The sequence below is a fragment of the Streptomyces sp. x-19 genome, from assembly GCF_046549115.1.
In the GTDB taxonomy this organism is placed as follows: Bacteria; Actinomycetota; Actinomycetes; order Streptomycetales; family Streptomycetaceae; genus Streptomyces; species Streptomyces albulus_C.
Map to the genome: position 1 here is coordinate 1 of NZ_JAJPWK010000018.1, position 21,307 is coordinate 21,307.

Genomic DNA, 21,307 nt, shown 5'->3' on the forward strand with positions numbered 1-21,307 from the left:
CTTGAGAGGGTAAGGCTCCCAGTAGACGACTGGGTTGATAGGCCAGATATGGAAGCACTGTAAGGTGTGGAGTTGACTGGTACTAATAGGCCGAGGGCTTGTCCTCAGTTGCTCGCGTCCACTGTGTTGGTTCTGAAGCCACGAACAGACCAACGGTTGTTCTAAAGTTTCATAGTGTTTCGGTGGTTATAGCGTTAGGGAAACGCCCGGTTACATTTCGAACCCGGAAGCTAAGCCTTTCAGCGCCGATGGTACTGCAGGGGGGACCCTGTGGGAGAGTAGGACGCCGCCGAACTAAATTTGAAATATGCCCCGCACCGGCAAGGTGCGGGGCATATTTGTTTTTGGGCTTCGTTTCCAGGCCGGTGTATGGGCCTGGAAACGAAGCCTTTTTGCGTTGTGCGCCGGACGGCCTCCGTCGGACCGCCACTGCACGGGAGAGCGGTATCCAGGCGCTGGTGTAGCCGCTGGTGGGGGAGGGGGCACGGCTGGCCCTGTGTAGCGATCTGAATGAGCTGAGGGCTCCGCCCCCGTGGCTGAGGTTCCGTTCGGTCACTCGTCTTGAGGGCTGTGAGGCTTCGTATGGAGGGCGGGGGATGGGGCTCGGAGGCGCCCGGTCGCCGATCGGGAGCGACGTGCCAAGGGGGGTGATGGCGATGGGCGTCGGTGGAGATGAGATGTGGATGTACGTGGATGCCCGTGGGGTGGCCTGGCGGGCCGTGGGGGGGGGGGCTTTACAGGCGGCCGGTGGACTTGAGGGTGAGGTAGGCGTCGGCGAGGTCGGGGGCCAGGTGGGCCGGGGTGGAATCGATGACCGTGATGCCGTGGCGGCGGAGGCGGTCTGCGGTGTGGCGGCGGGCGGCGCGGGTCTGTTCCGCGGCGGCGGCTGCGTAGACGGCCTGGGGGGTGTGGCGGCCGGCGGCCAGTTCTTCGATGCGAGGGTCGGCGACCGCCGCGACGATCAGTTCGTTGCGTTGGGTGAGCGTGGGCAGGAGGGGCAGCAGTGCCTCCTCCATGGGGGCCGTGTCGAGGCCGGTGAAGAGCACGATGAGGGAGCGGCGCGTGGCGTGGCGGTGGATGGTCGCAGCCAGGCCGCGGGCGTCCGTTTCGACGAGTTCGGGTTCTAGGGGAGCCAGGGCGTCGGTGAGGGCCGGGAGGAGGTCGCGGGAGGTGCGGCCTTGTACGGAGGCGCGGATCCGGCGGTCGTAGGCCAGGAGGTCGACGCGGTCGCCGGCACGGGCGGCGAGGGCCGCGAGGAGCAGGGCGGCGTCCATGGAGGCGTCGAGGCGGGGGGTGTCGCCGACGCGGCCGGCCGAGGTGCGGCCGGTCTCCAGGACGAGGAGGATGCGTCGGTCGCGTTCGGGGCGCCAGGTACGGACGGCGACGGTTTGCTGGCGGGCGGTGGCGCGCCAGTCGATGGAGCGGGTGTCGTCGCCGGGGGTGTAGTCGCGGAGGCTGTCGAATTCGGTGCCTTCGCCGCGGGTGAGGATGCTGGTGCGGCCGTCGAGTTCGCGGAGCCGGGCGAGTTTGGCGGGGAGGTGCTTCCGGCTCGCGAAGGGCGGCAGGACGCGCAGGGTCCAGGGGATGTGGTGGTTGCCTTGGCGTGCGGCCAGGCCGAGGGGGCCGTAGGAGCGGACCGTGACGCGGACGGCGTGGTGGTCGCCGCGGCGGGTCGGGTGGAGCGTCGTGGTCAGGCGACGGCGTTCCCCGGCCGGGACGTTGAGGGTGTGGCGGGATGCCGGGATGTCGTCGCCGGGCTGGAAGGAGCTGGGGGGCCAGGCGTCGCGGACCTGGGCGCGGAGCGGGCGCCGGCTCGGGTTGGTGACGGTGAGGTGGATGTGGGCTTCACCTGTTAGTCGAACGCTTGTGTCACCGCTTCGGGTGAAAAGGAGCTTTCGCACTGGCGCGGCGAGTGCGACATCGCACAAGATTGCTAGCAGCAGCACGAGTTGAACGGTGAGGATCCCGAGCCAGCTGGGCAGCGCGAAGCCCACGACCAGGGCTCCGAGCGCGGAGATGAGGGCGGTGCGTCCGGTGAGGGCCACGGTCTTGCCTCAGCGGGGGACGGGGAGATGAGCGAGCACGGCGTTGATCACGGAGTCAGCAGTGACTCCTTCCATCTCGGCCTCGGGCCGAAGGTGTACGCGGTGCCGGAGGGTGGGGAGCGCCAGGGCCTTGACGTCGTCGGGCGTGACGTAGTCGCGACCGGTGAGCCAGGCCCAGGCACGTGAGGTCGAGAGCAGGGCGGTGGCTCCTCGGGGGGAGACGCCGAGGGAGAGCGAGGGGGATTCACGAGTGGCACGGCAGATATCGACGATGTAGCCGGTGACTTCGGGTGAGACGGCGGTCTCGGCAACCGCGGCCCGGGCGGCTTCGAGGTCGGCGGCGGAAGCGACGGGGCGGAGACCTGCGGCGTTGAGGTCGCGCGGGCTGAAGCCGGCCGCGTGCCGGTTGAGGATGTCGATCTCGTCCTGGCGGGCAGGCAGGGGCACCGTCAGCTTGAGCAGGAAGCGGTCGAGCTGCGCCTCGGGGAGGGGGTACGTGCCCTCGTACTCCGTGGGGTTCTGGGTGGCGGCGACCAGGAACGGCTCGGGGAGCGGACGGGGCGTGCCGTCGACGGTCACCTGGCGCTCTTCCATCGCTTCGAGCAGGGACGCCTGGGTCTTGGGCGGCGTGCGGTTGATCTCGTCAGCGAGCAGGAGGTTGGTGAAGACCGGGCCGGGCTGGAAGGAGAACTCGGCGTTGCGGGTGTCGTAGACCAGCGAACCGGTGACGTCACTGGGCATCAGATCGGGGGTGAACTGGACGCGCTTGGTGTCGAGTTCGAGGACCGTGGACAAGGCGCGCACGAGCAGGGTCTTGGCGACGCCGGGGACTCCTTCGAGGAGTACGTGACCGCGGCAGAGCAGCGCGACGACCAGACCGGTGACGGTGGGGTCCTGGCCTACCACGGCCTTGGCTATCTCGGTGCGTAGTTCCTCAAGGGAGGCTCGGGCGCTGTCAGCGGTCGGGGTGCTCACGGGGGGCATGCCTCTCTTGGGAAACGATCGAGTTTTCAAGCGCGTCGAGTTGGTCGGCGAGGTGCACCAGGGCCTTGTCGTCCGCCGGGGTCGGGCCGAAGAGCAGGGCTTGGAGGTCGCTCGTGGCCAGCAGGGAGGCTGCCACGTGGGTGCGGACGGCGGGGAGGAAGAGGTCCGGGTCGTGGGCGTGTGCGGAGGGCACGCCGAGGAGGGGGGCGAGCCGGGTGCGGGTCGCCGTGCGCAGGACGGCGGAGGCCCGGTCGCGGGCGTGGGCCTGTGCGTAGAGGCGGGCATGTCCCTCGGTGGTCTCGGCGGCCGGCACGGTGACCGGGAGCCGCTCGGGCACCAGGGGGCCGAGACGGCGGGCGCGCCAGAGGGCCGCGCAGCCGGCGGCGAGGGTGAGTTGGAGCAGGGCCCAGCGCCAGCCAGTGGGAAGGAGGGTGAAGAAGCCGGGCTGAGCGTCCGGGGCGGTGGCGGACGAATCGCTGACGGAGGGGAGGTACCAGACCAGATGCTTGTGCGCACCGAGGAGTTGGAGGGCCAGCGAGGCGTTGCCCTCGTCCGCGAGGCGGTAGTTGTAGAGGAAATCGGCGGAGCCCAGCAGGACGGTGTCGCGGTCCGGGTGGGCGGCCGGGATGCGCAGCAGGGTGGGGGCGCCGCCGGCTTCGTAGCAGCGGTCGGCGGTGGTGGCGGATGTGGTGTAACGAATGCCGCCCAGGAGGACGTCGCCCGCGCGGCGGGCGGCCGGCAGCGAACAGCCCGGCGAACGGGCGGCGTTGCTGATCTGGGGATCGGCCTGGACGCCAGGTGCGAGGAGCTCCAGCGAAGCGGTGCCGGGTGCGAGCAGGACGGTGCGACCTGGGGTACGGGCCGTCGCGGTGCGGAGGTCGGTCAGCTGATCGGGGGTCAGCACGTCAGGGGTGGTGACGAGGAGCGTGGTCTGCGGGCCGGCTGCGGCGGCCGCCTCGTCGGCGGTGGTCACGACCCGGGTGGTGACGCCGTGGGCGGCGAGGAGTTGGGCGAGGGCCCGGCTGCCGGCGCGGTCCGCGGAACGCGGGTCGAGCTGTCCGTGCTGCTCGCCGGACTGCAGGGCGGCGAGGGTCAGCCCGCCGATGACGAGCAGCAGCAGTGCCAGCAGGACGGCTCGGGAGCGGGCCCAGAGGCGGCGTGCGGTGTGGCCGGGCACGGTGGTGTCGGTGGTGGCCGTCGTCATCCGGGGCTCCCGGTCGGGGTGGCGGCCAGGTGGGGCTTGGCGCGTTGCAGCTCGGTGTCGAGAGTGCTCAGGAGGGCGTACGCCCGATCCGTTCCGGGGCGGCCGCCGTATGCGACGTCGTCGAAGGTGCGGGCGGCCGTGCGGAGTTGTCCGGCGTGTGCGGGCAGGACCAGGCCGGCTTCGGCGGCGGCCTCGTCGGCGGTCCGGCCGGGGCCCGGGGTGAGCAGGGCGCGTTCTTCGAGGCCGAGGACGATGGCGCGCATGCGGTCCTGGATCGCTTCGTTCCAGCGGCCTTGGGCCGCGTGCTGTTCGGCGGCAGTGCGGTGTTCGGCGGCGGTCCGGGGCACGTCGGAGAAGAGGGCGCCCCGGGTGGTCGGGGTGCGGCGCACCGCACCCAGTCGCAGCCGGAGGGCGAGGATCACCAGCAGCACGAACACGGCGATGGCGATGAGCCCGGCCCAGCCGCCCGGAGTGGCGCCGGAGGCCGCATGGAAGAGTTCCCCGATGCGGTCCCAGAGCCAATCCAGGGCGCGCTGGATCAGGTTCGGGTCGTGCTGGTGGTACCGGGGATCGGACAGTTCGCGCTCCGCTGCCTCGTGGGCAGGGACACGTGGGATCCGGACCGGTATGTCGTCGTCGGAACGCGCGGTGAGCCGTGCGAGCGCGGCGATCTTCCCCCCTGTGGTCACCGCATCAGCTTCCCGGTGCGGTGTCGCTCGGGCGCGGCCCGGGGACGCCGGGCGCGGCACCCGTGGGTGCGTCGGGAGTGTCCGGGGCCTCGGCGGCGGCAGGCTCGGACTGCTCCGGTCCCGCGTCCGCCGTCGCGGTTTCCTGGGACTTCGTCAGCTGAATCCCCGTTGCCTGAGGGCCTGTCGCCTGAGGGCCCGTGGCCTGGGAGACCGTCGGCTCTGCAGGCTCTGCAGGCTCGGCGGGAGACGTGCCGGACGGGGCGTCAGCGGTGTTCTCGGCGCCGGCGGTTGCCTCGGGGGCGGTCCTCGGGGCCGGGGTGGTGGTGCCGGCGGCCGGGTGCGTGGCGGGAGCTTCGGGGGCGTAGCCGGGGAGACCGGCGGCGCGGGCGAGTTCGAGGTCGAGGGCCTCGCGGCGGATGCGCTGGTCGACGTAGAGCAGCGCGGTGACCCCGGCGCTGATCGGGAAGGTGATCGCGGAGCTGATGACCGAGCCGATGCCCAGCACGATGAGGAACGGCCAGCCGGTCGAGGCGTTGGCGCCGCTCGCCCAGTCCACGAGGTTCTCGCCGCCTATCAGGAAGGCGATGAAGGTGGCCGGGATCTGGATGATGAATTGGACGATGACGATCAGCAGGTAGGCGAGGAGCTGAATGCCCAGCACCCGCCACCAGGCACCGCGGACGAGCTTGGCGGAGCGCCGCATGGAGGCCATGACGCCCTGCTTCTCCAGCATCAGAGCGGGGGAGGCGAGGCTGAAGCGGACCCACAGCCAGATGCTCACGACGCCGCCGGCGAACAGGCCGAGCAGGACGAGGAGGAGACCGAGGTCGACCGGGCCCGTGCCGGTGACGATGAAGCCCGGGGTCATGGCGACCGCGAAGATGGCGAAGAGCATCAGGGGCAACAGCAGCAGCAGACCGAGCAGGCGGGGGAGCTGGCCGCGGGCACCCCTCCATGCCTCCCCGGCGGTCACCGAGCGGCCCAGGACGGCGCGGCTGACGACCATGGTCAGCATGCCGGTGGCGATGATCGTGGCGAGCAGCCCGATGATCGTGGTGATGGTGGTGCCGGCGAGGGAGGTCGCCGCATCGTTCATGATCTCCCGCAGCGGGGGCGCGGCGCCGTCTTCGGGGGTCAGCTGGCGGGTGGAGTTGGGGAGCCACAGGCCGGAGACGAGCGTGACCGTGGTCTGCGAGACGAGCGCGACGATCAGCGAGACGCCGAGCACGGTGCGCCAGTGGGTGCGCATGGTGGCGATGGCGCCGTCGAGGAGCTCGCCGACACCGAGCGGACGCAGCGGGATGACCCCCGGCTTGGCGGCCTGCGGCACGCCGCCCCAGCCACCGCCCCAACCAGAACCGCCGCCCCAGGCGCCCTGGTTGCCGGGGCCCGGAGGAGCGGTCCAACCACCCGGTGCCGCGCCGGACGAGGCGCGGGTGCGGTCCCCGGCGCCCTCCTGGGCGTTGTGGCCGCCCGGCCCGCTCTGGCCGGGGACGCCGGCCGGGGCCGTCCACTGGCCCGGCGGCGGCTGGTCGCTGGACCAGTTCGGCGGGGTCGGCTGCTGGGACGCGTCGGGACGGTCCTGCGGAGCGGGCGATGCGGTGGGTTGCTCCGAGGTGCCGCGGCCCGGCTCGTCGGAGGGGGCGGATCCGGGCGAAGCCCAGCCCGGAGAGTTGTTCATCGTCGCTCCTTCTTGCTGCCCGTCCGCCGAGGCGGTCGGGGTCCGGGGTCCGCGGTGCCGTTCATCGTGTCATGGCCGGTGGCGCTCTGTACCGGGGCCCTGAGAGGAAGGGGACCTTCTGTTCGGTGGGGGATGGGCGGCAGACTGAGGGAATGGCTGATCGGCACGAGGTATCGGAGGCGGGCGCCACGTCGCCCGCGGTCCCGTCGTTGCGCTGGGGGGAGTTGCCCGAGGGCCCGGTGGTGGTCCTGCTCGACCAGACCCGGCTCCCGGCAGAGGAGGTCGAGCTGGTCTGCACGGACGTTCCGGCGTTGGTGCAGGCGATCCAGACGCTGGCGGTGCGAGGGGCGCCGCTGTTGGGCATCGCGGGCGCGTACGGCATCGCGCTGGCCGCTGCGCGGGGATTCGACGTCGAGGAGGCGGCGGCCGTCCTGGCGGGCGCCCGGCCGACCGCGGTCAACCTCGGCTACGGCGTCCGGCGCGCGGCTGAGGCGTACCGCGGCGCGGTGGCCGGTGGCGCCGGTCCGCAGGAGGCGGCGGCCGCCGCCCTGGCCGAGGCGCGGGCCGTCGACGCGGAGGACATCGAGGCCAGCGCGCGCATGGCGGAGCGCGGTCTGGAACTGCTGGGCGAGCTGCTGCCGGGCGGCGGGCACCGCATCCTCACGCACTGCAACACCGGTGCTCTGGTCTCCGGAGGCGAGGGCACCGCCCTGGCCGTGGCGCTGGCGGCGCACCGGGCCGGCGAGCTGCGGCGGCTGTGGGTGGACGAGACCCGGCCCCTGTTGCAGGGGGCACGGCTGACCGCGTACGAGGCAGCGCGGGCCGGGATGGCGTACACGGTGCTGGCGGATGGCGCCGCGGGTTCGCTGTTCGCGGCCGGTGAGGTGGACGCGGTGCTCATCGGGGCGGACCGGATCGCGGCGGACGGCGCGGTCGCCAACAAGATCGGCAGCTATCCGTTGGCGGTGCTCGCCCGCTACCACCACGTTCCGTTCGTGGTCGTCGCGCCGACCAGCACGGTGGACCTGGCGACGGCGGACGGCGCCGCCATAGAGGTGGAGCAGCGGCCGGGCCGCGAAGTGACGGAGTTCTCGTTGCCGCATCGGCAGGGCGCGGGTGCGGCGCCCGGGACCGGGGTCGCGGTGGCGCCGCTCGGCTCGCTGGCCTACAACCCGGCCTTCGACGTCACGCCCGCCGAGCTGGTGACGGCGATCGTGACGGAGGCCGGAGTGGTGTCGCCGGTGACCCGCGAGCGGTTGGCGGACGTGTGTTCCGTCTCACGATGGAGAAAGTCACGATCAGGTAATGGGATGATGGCCGAATGAAGGGACGCGTCTTGGTCGTCGACGACGACACCGCACTGGCAGAGATGCTCGGCATCGTGCTGCGCGGCGAGGGCTTTGAACCGTCGTTCGTGTCGGACGGCGACAAGGCGCTCGCTGCGTTCCGCGAGACCAAGCCCGATCTTGTGCTGCTCGACCTGATGCTGCCCGGACGGGACGGCATCGAGGTGTGCAGGCTGATCCGGGCCGAGTCGGGCGTGCCGATCGTCATGCTGACCGCGAAGAGCGACACGGTGGATGTGGTCGTCGGCCTCGAATCGGGTGCGGACGACTACGTCGTCAAGCCGTTCAAGCCCAAGGAACTGGTCGCCCGGATCCGGGCGCGGCTGCGGCGCTCGGAGGAGCCGGCGCCCGAGCAGCTGGCCATCGGTGACCTGGTCATCGACGTGGCCGGGCACTCCGTGAAGCGGGACGGGCAGTCGATCGCGCTGACCCCGCTGGAGTTCGACCTGCTGGTGGCGCTGGCCCGCAAGCCGTGGCAGGTGTTCACCCGCGAGGTGCTGCTGGAGCAGGTCTGGGGCTACCGGCACGCCGCGGACACCCGGCTCGTCAACGTCCACGTGCAGCGGCTGCGTTCCAAGGTCGAGCGGGACCCGGAGCGCCCGGAGATCGTGGTGACCGTGCGCGGTGTCGGCTACAAGGCCGGACCCAGCTGAGATGACCCGGGACGGTTCGACCCCGGAGGGACAGCGGGGGCGCACCGTCGACCCGGTGGGCAAAATGTCCTTTTCGGATCGCGTGGCGGCGCGCCTGCTGCGCGGCGGACAACTCCTGCCCGACGGCGCGGTGAGCGGCCCCGTCCACCCCCTGCTGCGACTCTTCAGCCGGTGGGTGCGACGGCCGCTGCTGCCCGCGCTGCGACTGTGGCGCCGCAACATCCAGCTGCGCGTGGTCGCCACCACCCTGCTGATGTCGCTGGCGGTGGTGCTGCTGCTCGGCGTCGTCGTCGTCGGGCAGGTCCGCAACGGACTGCTCACCGCCAAGGCCCAGGCCGCCCAGAGCCAGGCCGTCGGAGGCTTCGAGGTCGCCCGGAAACTCGCCGACGGCGGCGACGACAACCGCACCGACGACAACAGCCGCACCGCCAGTCGCGGTTCCCAGGACTCCGCGACCTGGTTGACCAGCCTGGTCGAGCAGCTCGCCAGTGGCGGCCAGGGCGTCTTCTCGGTCGTCGCGCTCAGCTCCGACACCGACGAGCCGTTCGGCGACTCCACCCCCGGCACCCGCGGCCCCCGCGCCTCCGGGGACGTCGACCCCGAACGCAGCGTCCCGTCCGAGCTGCGCCGGAAGCTGGACAGCAAGTCCGGCACGTTCCGCCAGTACACCCAGATCAAACGCACCGGGTCCAACGACGGCGTGCCCGCGCTGATCATCGGCAAGCGCCTCAACGACGTCAACGGCAACCAGTACCAGCTGTACTACCTCTTCCCGTTCAGTCAGGAAGCGGAGTCCCTCAAGCTCGTCACCGGGACGCTGGCGACCGCCGGGGTGTTCGTTGTGATCCTGCTCGGCGCCATCGCCTGGCTGGTGGTGCGGCAGGTTGTCACGCCCGTGCGGATGGCCGCAGGGATCTCCGAGCGGCTGGCCGCCGGCCTCCTCCAGGAGCGGATGAAGGTCACCGGCGAGGACGACTTCGCCCGGCTCGGCGAGTCCTTCAACAAGATGGCCCAGAACCTCCAACTCAAGATCCAACAGTTGGAGGACCTGTCCCGGATGCAGCGCCGGTTCGTCTCCGACGTCTCGCACGAACTGCGCACCCCGCTCACCACCGTGCGGATGGCCGCCGACGTCATCCACGAGGTGCGGGACGAATTCGACCCGGTCACCGCACGCTCCGCGGAACTGCTGCGCGGCCAACTCGACCGCTTCGAGTCGCTGCTCGCCGAACTCCTGGAGATCAGCCGGTTCGACGCCGGCGCGGCGGCCCTGGAAGCCGAACCAGTCGATCTGCGCGACGTCGTCCACCGCGTCATCGAGGGCGCCGAACCGCTCGCCGAACGCAAGGGCAGCCGGCTCGTGGTGCGCGGCGGCGACCACCCCGTCATGGCCGAGGCCGACCCCCGCCGGGTGGAGCGCATCCTGCGCAACCTCGTCGTCAACGCCGTCGAGCACGGCGAGGGCCGCGACGTCGTGATCCGGCTCGCGTCCGCCGGCGGCCGCAGCGACGGCGCGGTCGGCGTCGCGGTCCGCGACTACGGCGTCGGCCTCAAACCCGGTGAGGCGACCCGGGTCTTCAACCGCTTCTGGCGCGCGGACCCGGCGCGGGCCCGCACGACCGGCGGCACCGGCCTCGGCCTGTCCATCGCCATCGAGGACGCCCGGCTGCACGGCGGCTGGCTGCAGGCGTGGGGCGAGCCCGGCGGCGGCTCCCAGTTCCGGCTCACGCTGCCCCGTACGGCCGGCGAGACGCTGCGCGGCTCCCCGATCCCCCTGGAACCCGAGGACTCCCGGCGCAACCGCGGCCTGGACGCCGACGGCCGCCCCCGCGCCGCCGCTGGCCGCCCGACGTCCACCGTCCCGGCGCAGCCCCGGCCCGGCGCCGCCAAGGCCCCGGCCCGGCCCACGACACCCCCCGGTGCCAGCTCGCGCGCAGTGCCCCAACAGGCCACCGTCGACCGGCCCGAGGAAACGGGCGACGACGCCGGCCACCACGCCGGGCCACCGGTCCACGCCCCACCGGGCACGACCCCGACCACCGACCCGGACGGGCCCGACGGCCCGACCACCGACGACACGGACCACAGGACCGAACGCGACGCGGAGCGGGAAGGCGGACGGCGTGGGCGCTGAACACGAAGACGAGCGCACGGCGCGCAGCCCGCGGCTGCGCCGACTCGCGCCCAAGGGCGGCCCGGTCGCCCGCACCGGACGCCATGCCGTCCTCCTGGGCTGCGCCGGGGCGCTGTTGGCCGGCTGCGCTTCCATGCCCGACGGCGGCGACGTCACGGCGGTCGACCCCTCCCCGCGCGCCGACGGCGACTCGCAGGTGCGGGTCTACGGCGTGCCGCCGCAGGACGGCGCCCAACCCACCAACATCGTGCGCAGCTTCCTCGACGCGACCACCAGCGACGAGGCGGACTTCCGCACGGCCCGGATGTACCTCGCCAAGTCGGCGCGGCAGACCTGGCGCCCGTTCCTGGTCACCAACGTCCTCCAGGAGCGGCCGAAGTCCGAGCCGCAGGCCCAGCCCAACCGCGAGGACGCCGACGGCTACACCGTCGCCCTCGCCGGCAGCCAGGTGGCGATGGTCGACGCCAACCACGCCTACACCCCCGAGGAGAAGCCGTACCGCGCGACGATCCACCTCATCAAGGAGGGGGACCAGTGGCGCATCGACCGGCTGCCCGACGGGCTGGTGCTGGGCCAGTCCGACTTCCAGCGCATCTACCGCTCCGTCAACAAGTACTACTTCGCGTCCTACAAGTCCGAGTCGGACGACCCCAAGGCCGGTAAGAACGTACTCGTCGCCGACCCGGTCTACCTGCGGCAGCGGATAAAACCGATCACCTCCAGCGTGGAGGCCCTGCTGACCGGGCCCACCGACTGGCTGGACCGGGTGACGACGTCGGCGTTCCCGCCCGGCACCCGGCTCGCCGCCCGCGACCTGACGCTGGACGACTCCAACGCCCTGCAGGTCAAGCTCAGCAAGCAGGCGGTCAACACCGACACCGCCCAGTGCAAGCGGATGGCCGCACAACTCTTCTTCACCGTCCAGGACATGACGCGCGCCTCGAAGATCAGCGAGGTCGAACTCCAGGACCCGAGCGGCAACTCGCTGTGCGCGCTGACCCAGGACCAGGCCGAACGGGACTTCGCCGCCCCGGGCCACACCGGCAACGCCGGCAAGGAGTACTTCATCGACGCCGAGCACCGCGTCGTCGCGATGTCGGACGCGGCCGGCGAACCGGCCCCGGTCCGCGGGCCGTTCGGCACCGGCAAGACCCCGCTGCGCTCCGTCGCCATCTCGCGCGGGGAGACCACCGCGGCGGGAGTGTCGGCCGACGGCCGCTACCTGTACGTGTCCGGCCTGGAGGACGGCGTCGAACGCAGCGGACCACTGCTGACCAGCGTCAGTACGGCCAAGAGCGCCAACGAGGGCCTGACCGCGCCGAGTTGGGACGGGCTGGGCGACCTGTGGATCGCCGACCGGGACGCGCACCACTCCCGGCTGCTGCGGATGCGTGAGGGCAAGGGCGACCCCGAGGAGGTCGCGGTGCCCGGCCTCGGCCAGCGGCGGATCAAGGCGATCAAGGTGGCCGCGGACGGCATCCGGATCGCGATCCTGGTGGAGGACAAGGGGCGTACGACGCTCCAGCTCGGCCGGGTCGAGCGGGACGGCACGTCCGTGCACCCGACGCTTTCGGTCCAGGAACTCCGTCCCATCGCGCCCCAGTTGGAGGACGTGGTGGCGGCGTCGTGGGCGGGCGGCAGCCGGCTGGTCGTCGTCGGTCGGGAGGCCGGCGGGGTGCAGCAGATGCAGTTCATGGAGACCGACGGCTCGGCGTCCGACGCGCAGACGCTGCCCGGCGTCAACGGGGTCAAGGCGGTCGCGGCCTCGGAGGACGAAACCCGCCCGCTGATCGCGGATGCCACGGAGGGCATAGTCCGGCTGCCTCCGGACTCCAACTGGAAGACGGTGGCCAAGGACGGGACGGCGCCGGTCTATCCGGGCTGAACGCGGGCGAGCGGCGCCGACCGGCCCGGGAAGGGCGGCCGGCGCCGGCTCGTGCGCGTCTGCCCAGCGGGGCGCCAGGGGCGTGCGTCGCGCGGCCGGCCGGGGCGCTCGTAGGGAAGCGGGGCGGACGCGCGCCGGTGGGGCGGGGCGCGGGTAGGGCGCTGCGGTCTCTTGCGCCCCCTTCGCCGGCGTGCCCGCCGCTCGCGTGCGCATCCGCGGCCTTCTCCGACCCCGCACGGGTATCGGCTCGGAATGCTGTCCGCGCGCCCGGCACCCACCGCCGCCCGCGCGGCGACCATGACGCGGATGACCATCGACGTCGACGCGCTGACCACCCGCGCCGGCAGTTATCCACAGGGGTGGTCGCCGGCCCCGCGTCGCGCGACAGTGGAGTCATGCGGGGGGTGTGGCGAGAGCTGGCGGACCTGGTGCTGCCGGTCGACTGTGCGGGGTGTGGCCAGCCGCGTACGGAGCTGTGTGCGGCGTGCCAGCGGGCGTTGTGGCGGGGCGGACGCGGCGCGGCACGGGTGCGGCCGCGGCCGGTGCCGCCGGGGCTGCCGCGGGTGTGGGCCGGTGCGCCGTACGCCGACGAGGTGCGCGCGGTGCTGCTGGCGCACAAGGAGCGGGGCGCCCTGCGGCTGGCCGCACCGCTGGGGGCGGTGCTGGCGGGGGTGGTGCGGGGGGTGGGGGGAGGGGGCGGCCCCCTCCTCCTGGTGCCGGTGCCCTCCGCGCGGTGGGCGGTTGCCGGGCGTGGTCACGATCCGGTGCGCAGGATCGCGTTGGCTGCTTCGGCCGAGTTGCGGCGGAGGGGTGTGGCAGTGCGGGTGCTGGCGGGGTTGCGGCAGCGGCGTGCGGTGGTCGATCAAGCGGGGTTGGACGCCGGGCAGCGGCTGGTGAACGTCGCCGGGGCCCTGGAGGTGCCGGGCGCGGTCGGCGGGCTGCTGGCGGGGGCGTCAGTGCTGTTGGTGGACGATCTGGTGACGACGGGGGCCACGCTCGCCGAGGCGGCGCGGGCGGTGCGGGTCGCCGGGGGACGGGTGACGGGGGCCGCGGTGGTGGCCGCACCCGGCAGTTCTTTCTCTTTCAACAGCTCCTGAGGCGTTCAACGAGAGGTGAAGGGGGCGGAGTCCGGCCAAAGGAGCGGCGGTGTCCGGCCATGCGACGGGAGGTCGGGCCGCTGGGGCTGACGGCGCCTTTTCGGATGGGGTGGGCCCTTCGGCCCGCGCGGCAGGCGTGGCTCCGGCCCGTTCGCCGCCCTGCCGCGGCGGCCGACGCACGGTGGACCGACGGTCCCGAGCCGGCCGGCCGTGCGTCACCTTCGACCGGTTCGCGGTCACGCTCCGGCGGGTTGGTAGCCCTGTGTGATGCCCGCCGGGCGGGGGACGGGGGCGTCGGGCCGTTGACGGGCGGGGGTGGGGCCTTGGGGGACCGGCGGAGTGCTCGTGCGGACGGCTGGTGAGGGGGAACCGGCCGGGTCGGCCGGTCGTTGCTGGTAGTAAGCGCCGAATTTCACTCAAACGGAGCTGGGCGTGCTGAGGGGGTGCCGACACCCGTCCAGTAGAGCTATGTTCGGTTGTGAGGACTTGGCGGACGCTTTGCCTCCGATGTCGTGTTGCATGCTTTTCAGGGTTTTTCGGCGATTCTGAAAACGTGGGAATGGAGATCTCACCTCTGGGGGAGGAGGAGGTGAACGTCGCCAGTCCGAGGCTCCGGCACCCACCGGGGCCTGGTGCAAGAAGGAGCTGCTCCGCTTGTTGAGCGGGGCGATCCGGGAACGGAGTTCTGCGTGGACATCGTCGTCAAGGGCCGCAAGACCGAGGTGCCCGAGCGGTTCCGCAAGCACGTGGCCGAGAAGCTGAAGCTGGACAAGGTCCAGAAGCTCGACGGCAAGGTGATCAGCCTGGACGTCGAGGTGTCCAAGGAGCCCAACCCGCGGCAGGCCGACCGTTCCGACCGAGTGGAGATCACCCTCCGCTCCCGTGGCCCGGTGGTCCGGGCCGAGGCGGCCGCAGCCGACCCGTACGCAGCGCTGGACCTGGCAACGGCCAAGTTGGAGGCGCGCCTGCGGAAGGAGCACGACAAGCGCCACTCGCGCCGTGGCAACGGGCGCATCCCCGCGAGTGAGGTCGCGGTCACCGTCCCCGACGCGGCACGGCTGAACGGCCACGGCCTGACGGCCGCGGAGGAGGCCGCGCAGCAGGACAAGGTGCCGACCACCCGGATGGGATCGCTGGAGATCCAGGGCGAAGGGCCCGTGGTCGTCCGCGAGAAGACCCACTCGGCGGCGCCGATGACGCTCGACCAGGCGCTCTACGAGATGGAGTTGGTCGGACACGACTTCTATCTCTTCGTCGACGCCGAGACCAAGCAGCCGAGTGTCGTCTACCGGCGGCACGCTTACGACTACGGCGTCATCCACTTGAATTCCGACGCGTTCGGAGAGGAATCGCCCGGCGGCGCAGGCGGCGCGCTGGGCGGCTGACCCCCACCCGTTCGGTGCCCCCGGCGTACGCCCGGGGGCACCATCGTGCCTGCGGAGGGCTGGAGTTGAAGCCGTATAGTGTTTGTGCCAGCCGGGGAGTATGTGGACGCGAAACGGCGACATGCCGGGGAGACGGTCGTATGGCATTGATCGGGCCGGCCGAAAAGGGCTGTAGTCAACCAGCCTTATATCCAAACTCTGGCCCTTCGGCCGAGTAGTTGACGGGGAGGAATCAATGGGGGACAGTTTCGGGCCCGCACGGGGTGGCGCGGACGGCGACGTCTGCGGTGTGGGGGCCGATGACGGGGACGGTGCCGCGCGCGTGCCGCGCAAGGAGCCGATCCGGGTCCTCGTCGTGGACGACCATGCGCTCTTCCGTCGCGGTCTGGAGATCGTGCTGGCGCAGGAGGAGGACATCCAGGTCGTCGGCGAGGCCGGAGACGGCGCGGAGGCGGTCGACAAGGCCGCGGACCTGCTGCCCGACATCGTGCTGATGGACGTCCGGATGCCCCGCCGCGGCGGGATCGAGGCGTGCACCTCCCTCAAGGAGGTGGCCCCCAGCGCGAAGATCATCATGCTCACGATCAGCGACGAGGAGGCCGACCTCTACGACGCGATCAAGGCCGGCGCCACCGGCTACCTCCTCAAGGAGATCTCCACCGACGAGGTGGCCACCGCGATCCGGGCCGTCGCGGACGGGCAGTCGCAGATCAGCCCGTCGATGGCGTCCAAGCTCCTGACGGAGTTCAAGTCCATGATCCAGCGCACCGACGAGCGTCGTCTGGTGCCGGCGCCCCGGCTCACCGACCGTGAGCTGGAGGTCCTCAAACTCGTTGCCACGGGCATGAACAACCGCGATATCGCCAAGGAGTTGTTCATCTCCGAGAACACCGTGAAGAACCACGTGCGCAACATCCTGGAGAAGCTCCAACTGCATTCCCGGATGGAAGCCGTGGTGTATGCGATGCGGGAGAAGATTCTCGAAATCCGGTGAAGCCGGGGCCGGGTGCCCCCGGAGCGGTGCCGGATTGCCGTGGGATTGCCGGTGGCCGCCGCCGGGCCGGGGCCGGACCCGGACTGGGCCGGGGCCGGTGGCGGGTCAGGCCGTCGGGTCCTCCGCGAGGCGTTCGCCGTCGGCGCGGGTGAGTTCGGCGCGGAGGGCGGCGGCCAGCTGCGGGTCGTCGCAGCGCTCGACGCGGACGGTGTCGCAGCCCACCCAGGCCGCGGCCTCGTGCAGGGCCCGGGACATGGGCCCGACGGCCTTGGGGCCCTGGAGCGAGAGTTGGCGGGCGACGAGGGTGCGGCCCTCGCGGGCCGGGTCGACGCGGCCGACCAGCTTGCCGCCGGCGAGCAGGGGCATCGCGAAGTAGCCGTGTATCCGCTGGGGTTTGGGGACGTACGCCTCCAAGCGGTGGGTGAAGCCGAAGATCCGCTCGGTGCGCGGGCGGTCCCAGATGAGGGAGTCGAAGGGGGAGAGCAGGGTCGTGCGGTGCCGGCCGCGGGACGGGGCGGCGAGCGCCGCCGGGTCCGCCCAGGCAGGCTTGGCCCAGCCCTCGACCGTCACCGGCACCAGTCCGGTGTCCTCGATGACGGCGTCCACCTGCTCGCCCTTGAGGCGGTGGTAGTCGGCGAGGTCCGCGCGGGTGGCCACGCCCATCGCGGCGCCGGCCTGGGCGACGAGGCGCCGTGTGCACGCGGTGTCGTCGAGGTCGTCGTGGAGCAGCGGCTCGGGGACGGCGCGCTCTGCGAGGTCGTAGATCCGCTTCCAGCCGCGGCGTTCGGTGCAGACCACGTCGCCGGTGTCCAGCAGCCACTCCACGGCGATCTTGGTCTCGGACCAGTCCCACCACTCGCCGCCGTTGCGACCGCCGCCCAGTTGGGAGGTGGTGAGCGGGCCGTCGGCCCGGAGGCGGTCCAGGACGGCGGCGCAGGAGCGCGCGGAGTCCTTCATGACGTGCCAGCGGTGGCCCTTGGCGCGCCGGGCGCGGCGGCGGAAGGCGAAGAGCGGCCACTCCTCAATGGGCAGGATGCAGGCGGCGTGCGACCAGTACTCGAAGCTGTGCGGTCGGGCCGGGGAGTCGCCCTCGGGGGTCGCCGACCAGTAGGCGCTCTCGACGGCCGTGCGGCCGACCGCGCCGAGGCGGGCGTAGGGGACGAGCTCGTGGGAGCGGGCCAGCACGGAGATCGTGTCGAGCTGGACGGCGCCGAGGTGGCGCAGCATGCCGCGGACGCCGGCCCGGCGGTCCGGTGCCCCGAGCAGGCCCTGCGCCCGCAGCGCCAGTCGCCGGGCGTCGTCGGCGGACAGGTCGGTCACGGGGCGTGGTGCGGGCTGGCGCTGCGTCACTCCGGTCATGGCGCACAGCGTAGGGGCGGCCACTGACAACGCTCCCGCGGTCGGGCGTTCCCGCAGGCCGGGCGGTTCCGGGGGTCAGCGCGGGTGCGGGAGGTACGGCGTGGGGTCCGGCAGCGGCAGGGCGGTCGAGCCGGCGGGAGCGGGTTCGCGGGGCAGGTCGGACGGCAGGAGGGAGCCGATCCACACGTCCCGGCGGGTGCCCTCGTGCACCAGCTTGGCGCGCAGGGTGCCCTCCCGTTGGAAGCCGACCTTGCGGGCGACGGCCCAGGAGCCTTCGTTGCCGGCCTCGGCGAGCCATTCCAGGCGTTCCACGCCCAGCTCGCGGAAGGCCCAGCGGGCCACGGCGTCGGCCGCTTCCGTGGTGTAGCCGTTGCCGCGCTGCGCCTTGGCGGTCCAGTAGCCGAGTTCCGCCTGCCGCTCCGTGGTGCGCAGCCGGTCGAGGCGGAGCAGGGCCATGGAGCCGATCAGGGTCCCGTCGGTGCGGGCGACCACGGCGAAGGTGTAGCCGGTGTCGTCGCGCCAGCCGTCGGGGGCGAGTGCGCCGACGAACCGTTCCGCGTCGGCCGGGCCGTAGGGCGAGGGGACCGCGGTCCAGCGGGGGATGTCGGGGTCCTGACAGGCGGCGAGCACCGCGGGCATGTCGGAGGGCTCGAAGGGGCGCAGCAGGAGGCGGTCGGTGGTGAGCGTGACGGGCATCATGGGGCGAGTCTGCTGCGCCGGGCGGGACGCCGCGAGCCGTTTTCGTCGTGTTTCCGCCCCGTCGCGGCGGAGGGGAAGCGGGTGCCTTTCGGGGCCGAGTGCGGCCGGGATCACCGTCGTTCGGCGGAAACTTGCCCGGCACCTTCTCGCGGGCTCGTGCGTTGACGTGGCAAGGGGTCGGCGGGCTCGGCTGCGGCGGACCTCCCGGCCGGACAGCGTCCTCCTTTACGATGGCCGTTGCGGCGGGGCCTGCCCCCTGGAAACATGCCGCGCCCGCGCACTCGACCGTGCAGGCCCGACCGGCAAGGAGACCAGCCCAAGTGTCCGTCTTGACGAAGATCATGCGTGCAGGCGAAGGAAAGATCCTGCGCAAGCTGCACCGCATCGCGGGCCAGGTGAACTCCATCGAGGAGGACTTCGCGGCCCTCTCCGACGCCGAGCTGAGGGCGCTCACCGACGAGTACAAGCAGCGCTACGCCGACGGCGAGAGCCTCGACGACCTGCTGCCCGAGGCGTTCGCGACGGTCCGCGAGGCCGCCAAGCGGGTGCTTGGCCAGCGGCACTACGACGTGCAGCTGATGGGTGGCGCGGCCCTGCACCTCGGTTTCGTCGCGGAGATGAAGACCGGTGAGGGCAAGACCCTGGTGGGTACCCTCCCGGCGTATCTGAACGCGCTGTCCGGCAAGGGCGTCCACCTGATCACGGTCAACGACTACCTCGCCGAGCGTGACTCGGAAATGATGGGTCGGGTCCACAAGTTCCTGGGCCTGAGCGTGGGCTGCATCCTGGCCGACATGACGCCGGCGCAGCGCCGCGAGCAGTACGGCTGCGACATCACCTACGGCACCAACAACGAGTTCGGCTTCGACTACCTGCGCGACAACATGGCCTGGTCGCAAGACGAACTGGTCCAGCGCGGCCACAACTTCGCGATCGTCGACGAGGTCGACTCGATCCTGGTGGACGAGGCCCGTACGCCGCTGATCATCTCGGGTCCGGCGGACTCGGCCACCAAGTGGTACGGCGACTTCGCCAAGTTGGTGCAGCGCCTCAAGCGGGGCGAGCCGGCCAACCCGCAGCGCGGCGTGGAGGAGACCGGCGACTACGACGTCGACGAGAAGAAGCGCACCGTCGGCATCCACGAGTCCGGCGTCGGCAAGGTCGAGGACTGGCTGGGCATCGACAACCTGTACGAGTCGGTCAACACGCCGCTGGTCGGGTACCTCAACAACGCGATCAAGGCCAAGGAGCTGTTCAAGCTCGACAAGGACTACGTCGTCATCGACGGCGAGGTCATGATCGTCGACGAGCACACCGGCCGCATCCTCGCCGGTCGCCGCTACAACGAGGGCATGCACCAGGCCATCGAGGCGAAGGAGGGGGTGGAGATCAAGGACGAGAACCAGACGCTCGCCACGATCACCCTCCAGAACTTCTTCCGCCTCTACGGCAAGCTCTCCGGCATGACCGGTACGGCCATGACCGAGGCCGCGGAGTTCCACCAGATCTACAAGCTCGGTGTCGTCCCGATCCCGACGAACCGGCCGATGGTCCGCAAGGACCAGGCGGACCTGATCTACCGCACCGAGCCCGCGAAGTTCGACGCGGTCGTCGAGGACATCGCGGACAAGCACGACAAGGGGCAGCCGATCCTGGTCGGCACCACCTCGGTCGAGAAGTCCGAGTACCTCTCGCAGCAGCTCAGGAACCGTGGCATCGCCCACGAGGTCCTCAACGCCAAGCAGCACGACCGGGAGGCGACGATCGTCGCCCAGGCGGGCCGCAAGGGCGCGGTGACGGTCGCCACCAACATGGCCGGCCGCGGTACGGACATCAAGCTCGGCGGCAACCCCGACGACCTCGCCGAGACCGAGCTGCGCCAGGCCGGGCTGGACCCGGTCGAGCACGTGGAGGAGTGGGCGGCCGCGCTGCCCGCCGCCCTGGAGCGCGCCGAGGCGGCCGTCAAGGCGGAGTTCGAAGAGGTCAAGGAGCTCGGCGGGCTCTACGTCCTGGGCACCGAGCGGCACGAGTCGCGGCGCATCGACAACCAGCTGCGCGGTCGTTCCGGCCGGCAGGGCGACCCGGGCGAGTCGCGGTTCTACCTCTCCCTGGGCGACGACCTGATGCGGCTGTTCAAGGCCCAGATGGTCGAGCGGGTCATGGCGATGGCCAACGTGCCCGACGACGTGCCGATCGAGAACAAGATGGTGACGCGGGCGATCGCGTCCGCCCAGTCGCAGGTCGAGCAGCAGAACTTCGAGACCCGCAAGAACGTCCTGAAGTACGACGAGGTCCTCAACCGCCAGCGCGAGGTCATCTACGGCGAGCGCCGTCGGGTCCTGGAGGGCGAGGACCTCCAGGATCAGATCAAGCACTTCATGGAAGACACGATCGACGCCTACATCCAGGCGGAGACCGTCGAGGGCTTCGCCGAGGAGTGGGACCTGGACCGCCTGTGGGGCGCGTTCAAGCAGCTCTACCCGGTCAAGGCGACCATCGAGGAGCTGGAGGAGGAGGTCGGCGACCGCGCGGGCCTGACCTCCGAGTTCATCGCCGACGCCATCAAGGACGACATCCACGAGCAGTACGCGGCCCGCGAGGAGCAGCTCGGCTCGGAGATCATGCGGGAGTTGGAGCGCCGCGTGGTCCTGTCGGTCCTGGACCGCAAGTGGCGTGAGCACCTCTACGAGATGGACTACCTCCAGGAGGGCATCGGCCTGCGGGCGATGGCCCAGAAGGACCCGCTGGTCGAGTACCAGCGCGAGGGCTTCGACATGTTCACCGCGATGATGGAGGGCATCAAGGAGGAGTCCGTCGGCTACCTGTTCAACCTGGAGGTCCAGGTGGAGCAGCAGGTCGAGGAGGTTCCGGTGGAGGAGTCCGCGGACGTCGCCGAGGAGGCCGTCCCGGCGGCGGCCGGTGCGGGACGTCCGGAGATCCACGCCAAGGGCCTGGAGGCGCCGCAGCGGCCCGACCGGCTGCACTTCACCGCGCCCAAGGTCGACGGTGACGGCAGCGTCGTCGAGGGCGACTTCGTCAGCGACGCGGACGGCGAGGGGCCGGCCCGTTCGGAGGCCGACGGGCTGACGCGTGCGGAGCGGCGCAAGGCGCAGAAGAGCGCGGGTCGCCGCCGCAAGAAGTGAGCCGCATGA

The 21,307-nt window shown here is 71.7% G+C and carries 15 protein-coding genes and 2 rRNA genes; 10 read left to right on the forward strand and 7 right to left on the reverse strand.

What is annotated here, in order from left to right:
* Positions 1-106 (forward strand): 23S ribosomal RNA (locus ACLJT4_RS30380); the annotation flags it as partial.
* Positions 107-178: 72 nt separating this feature from the next.
* A 5S ribosomal RNA gene (rrf, locus tag ACLJT4_RS30385) occupies positions 179-295 on the forward strand.
* A 439-nt stretch (positions 296-734) separates the two neighbouring features.
* Here the strand turns inward: rrf and ACLJT4_RS30390 are convergent.
* Genes ACLJT4_RS30390 through ACLJT4_RS30410 form a run of 5 tightly spaced genes read right to left on the reverse strand, consistent with a single transcriptional unit; the run spans position 735 to position 6,603 of the window.
* Positions 735-2,045 (reverse strand): DUF58 domain-containing protein, encoded by a 1,311-nt coding sequence (locus ACLJT4_RS30390; protein WP_411127148.1) that lies wholly within the window; start codon positions 2,043-2,045, stop codon positions 735-737.
* Between the two features lie 9 nt (positions 2,046-2,054).
* Complete coding sequence (locus ACLJT4_RS30395; RefSeq protein ID WP_411127150.1) at positions 2,055-3,029, reverse strand: AAA family ATPase; 975 nt, start codon at positions 3,027-3,029, stop codon at positions 2,055-2,057.
* Positions 3,001-4,233: a DUF4350 domain-containing protein gene (locus tag ACLJT4_RS30400; protein WP_411127152.1), complete on the reverse strand. Its 1,233-nt coding sequence runs from the start codon at positions 4,231-4,233 to the stop codon at positions 3,001-3,003. Before ACLJT4_RS30400 ends, ACLJT4_RS30395 begins: the two co-directional genes overlap by 29 nt.
* Positions 4,230-4,922 carry a DUF4129 domain-containing protein gene (locus ACLJT4_RS30405; RefSeq protein ID WP_411127154.1) on the reverse strand — a complete coding sequence of 231 codons (693 nt, stop codon included), beginning with the start codon at positions 4,920-4,922 and terminating at the stop codon, positions 4,230-4,232. The genes ACLJT4_RS30400 and ACLJT4_RS30405 overlap by 4 nt, the downstream gene beginning before the upstream one ends.
* Before the next feature lie 4 nt (positions 4,923-4,926).
* A complete protein-coding gene (locus tag ACLJT4_RS30410; protein ID WP_411127156.1) occupies positions 4,927-6,603 on the reverse strand; it encodes a hypothetical protein in 1,677 nt (558 codons plus the stop codon).
* Positions 6,604-6,755: 152 nt separating this feature from the next.
* Here ACLJT4_RS30410 and mtnA point away from each other — a divergent pair, with 152 nt between their 5' ends.
* From mtnA to ACLJT4_RS30445, 7 genes are all read left to right on the forward strand, one after another.
* Positions 6,756-7,928, forward strand: a complete 1,173-nt coding sequence (mtnA, locus tag ACLJT4_RS30415; protein ID WP_411127158.1) for an S-methyl-5-thioribose-1-phosphate isomerase — start codon at positions 6,756-6,758, stop codon at positions 7,926-7,928.
* Positions 7,925-8,602, forward strand: coding sequence for a two-component system response regulator MtrA (gene mtrA / locus ACLJT4_RS30420; protein ID WP_018542117.1), 678 nt, complete (start codon positions 7,925-7,927; stop codon positions 8,600-8,602). The genes mtnA and mtrA overlap by 4 nt, the downstream gene beginning before the upstream one ends.
* 64 nt (positions 8,603-8,666) lie before the next feature.
* Positions 8,667-10,736, forward strand: a complete 2,070-nt coding sequence (mtrB, locus tag ACLJT4_RS30425; RefSeq protein ID WP_411127161.1) for an MtrAB system histidine kinase MtrB — start codon at positions 8,667-8,669, stop codon at positions 10,734-10,736.
* Entirely contained in the window at positions 10,726-12,621 is a 1,896-nt protein-coding gene (locus tag ACLJT4_RS30430; protein WP_411127163.1) for an LpqB family beta-propeller domain-containing protein, read from the forward strand. The genes mtrB and ACLJT4_RS30430 overlap by 11 nt, the downstream gene beginning before the upstream one ends.
* A 395-nt stretch (positions 12,622-13,016) precedes the next feature.
* Positions 13,017-13,718 carry a ComF family protein gene (locus ACLJT4_RS30435; protein ID WP_411127165.1) on the forward strand — a complete coding sequence of 234 codons (702 nt, stop codon included), beginning with the start codon at positions 13,017-13,019 and terminating at the stop codon, positions 13,716-13,718.
* 689 nt (positions 13,719-14,407) lie between these two features.
* The gene (gene hpf, locus ACLJT4_RS30440) at positions 14,408-15,103 is read left to right on the forward strand and encodes a ribosome hibernation-promoting factor, HPF/YfiA family (RefSeq protein WP_411127167.1); all 696 of its coding nucleotides are present in this window, start codon (positions 14,408-14,410) and stop codon (positions 15,101-15,103) included.
* A gap of 235 nt (positions 15,104-15,338) precedes the next feature.
* On the forward strand, positions 15,339-16,097 hold the full coding sequence (locus tag ACLJT4_RS30445) for a response regulator (protein WP_016574174.1): 759 nt from the start codon (positions 15,339-15,341) through the stop codon (positions 16,095-16,097).
* 105 nt (positions 16,098-16,202) lie between these two features.
* On the opposite strand, the gene ACLJT4_RS30450 is transcribed toward ACLJT4_RS30445, so the two are convergent.
* Together ACLJT4_RS30450 and ACLJT4_RS30455 are read right to left on the reverse strand one after the other, a co-directional pair.
* A complete protein-coding gene (locus tag ACLJT4_RS30450; protein WP_411127169.1) occupies positions 16,203-17,456 on the reverse strand; it encodes a winged helix-turn-helix domain-containing protein in 1,254 nt (417 codons plus the stop codon).
* Between the two features lie 75 nt (positions 17,457-17,531).
* A complete protein-coding gene (locus ACLJT4_RS30455; RefSeq protein WP_411127171.1) occupies positions 17,532-18,155 on the reverse strand; it encodes a GNAT family N-acetyltransferase in 624 nt (207 codons plus the stop codon).
* Between the two features lie 320 nt (positions 18,156-18,475).
* Between ACLJT4_RS30455 and secA the strand changes: the two genes are divergently transcribed.
* The gene (secA, locus tag ACLJT4_RS30460; protein WP_411127173.1) at positions 18,476-21,298 is read left to right on the forward strand and encodes a preprotein translocase subunit SecA; all 2,823 of its coding nucleotides are present in this window, start codon (positions 18,476-18,478) and stop codon (positions 21,296-21,298) included.
* Positions 21,299-21,307 lie beyond the last annotated feature (9 nt).